Raw genomic sequence first — 1,556 nt, forward strand, 5'->3', positions numbered from 1 at the left:
CCACCTCCTCTGTTTCCTTCTTATCTCACACTTAGCTAAACGTGAAATCCTGCGAATTCATGAGCCTGAGTGAGAAAACTAAATCATATTGAGGGAGTTGAATAAAGGCAGCTGATCGCGTTGACTGACCGGCTGCCTTATCGTGTTTATTGAGCTATCGTTCTCCGTTAGTGATGCACGCATTGCAAGAACATCAATGAAGCACAGAGGATGAAAATTATTTCGTTCTTTCATGGTAGTTTAATGGAACATCATATTTCTTTTTCCAATTATCGGGTTACCTAGTTGTGGTCCATATAAAGCTATAGTTCCCGAGGGAGTTTAGTTTGGTAATCACTGGTAGTCTTCTTATTCCCCAAAACATTATTTAAACGCTACATCCCTAAAAGTGTCAGCTACCGCCTCCACAGTGCTGTTCCAGAGCTTCTCACCTAGTTCCTCTGTTGCTTGAGTTGGGTCACCAATAACACCTGTTTTAGAGTATTTAGAAAAATCCAGATTAGGGTCTGCCCAATCCGGCTCTTCACTGTAAGGGTTATAAATTTTGTCTTCCCTTACAGTTTCTTTTCTCTTAAACAATGCCAGCGAAGTGGTAAAACTATCAGCATGCCCTCCAGGTAAATTTGGGTCTCCATATTTGCACCAGACATCGTAAAACGGATAGTGCGGAATTTCAGCAACCGAAACCCCTTTAAAATCGTTATTAAACCTCTCTGCAACATTGTTTAAATGGTGACCTCCGCAACCTCGGAAAATCACAATTTTCCTAAATCCTTGCTGAGCAAGTGACTTTAATACAGAATAAATCAAACCTTCATATACATCCTGCGGAATATCTATAAAGCCATAACCGTAATTTCTGTGTTCTGGTGTTGGACCATACGGAATAGTGGGAACAACCAGATATTTCGCACCATATTTTTCGTTAGCTCTTACTGCAGCAGAAATTGATAATTCGGATGCAAGCCATGTATCAAAATCAACACTTGTATGTGGACCTTGTTGTTCAGTACATCCAGTAGGAAGAACTGCCATGTAACCTTCATCAATCTTTTCTTTTATTTCTAAATATGTAAGTTTTCCATACTCAAAAGTCATCTAAATTCCTCCAATTTAAGGGTTCTCCTTTAAAAACGCAGGGCACAATTACCAATTCGCTTAATATCTAGTATTCTCCTTCTTATTGAGCATAACTACCCGCATCACAGAATGTCGCACCCTATATGGGTAGCACTCTTGGGAGATTAGTCCTTTTTTTGTTGTTGCACCAGCGGAGCTTAAGTAGGGTAAGACGAAGAATTAATCACTCGGACTCCCAGTCAATAGGTCTATTTCATCAATATCTATATTTTCATTAGAAATCACAAATCCCCCTATTGTCTTTATGTTCACATTACTTCTAGTTAACCATGGGAAGTTTTATTATATAAGGTAAATATCAGGTATAACTAAACTATCCTGCCCGTTCGTATTATGAGATCAACCAGTTCTTTCTGGTTGATCCTTTTTTCATTTGCATAGAGGATTAAGGTAGCCTGGTCGAACGTACCTGCCCG

1 protein-coding gene is annotated in these 1,556 nt (G+C 39.3%); it reads right to left on the reverse strand.

What is annotated here, in order from left to right; translation table 11 throughout:
- Window positions 1-363 precede the first annotated feature (363 nt).
- A complete protein-coding gene (locus tag UQ64_RS28955; RefSeq protein ID WP_060626899.1) occupies window positions 364-1,098 on the reverse strand; it encodes a creatininase family protein in 735 nt (244 codons plus the stop codon).
- Window positions 1,099-1,556 lie beyond the last annotated feature (458 nt).

The sequence above is a fragment of the Paenibacillus etheri genome, from assembly GCF_001012825.1.
Classification (GTDB): domain Bacteria; phylum Bacillota; class Bacilli; order Paenibacillales; family Paenibacillaceae; genus Paenibacillus_AQ; species Paenibacillus_AQ etheri.

Excerpts from the sequence above, each read along its gene's own strand:
- UQ64_RS28955 (WP_060626899.1), bottom strand. The coding sequence starts at position 1,098 with ATGACTTTTGAGTATGGAAAACTTACATATTTAGAAATAAAAGAAAAG.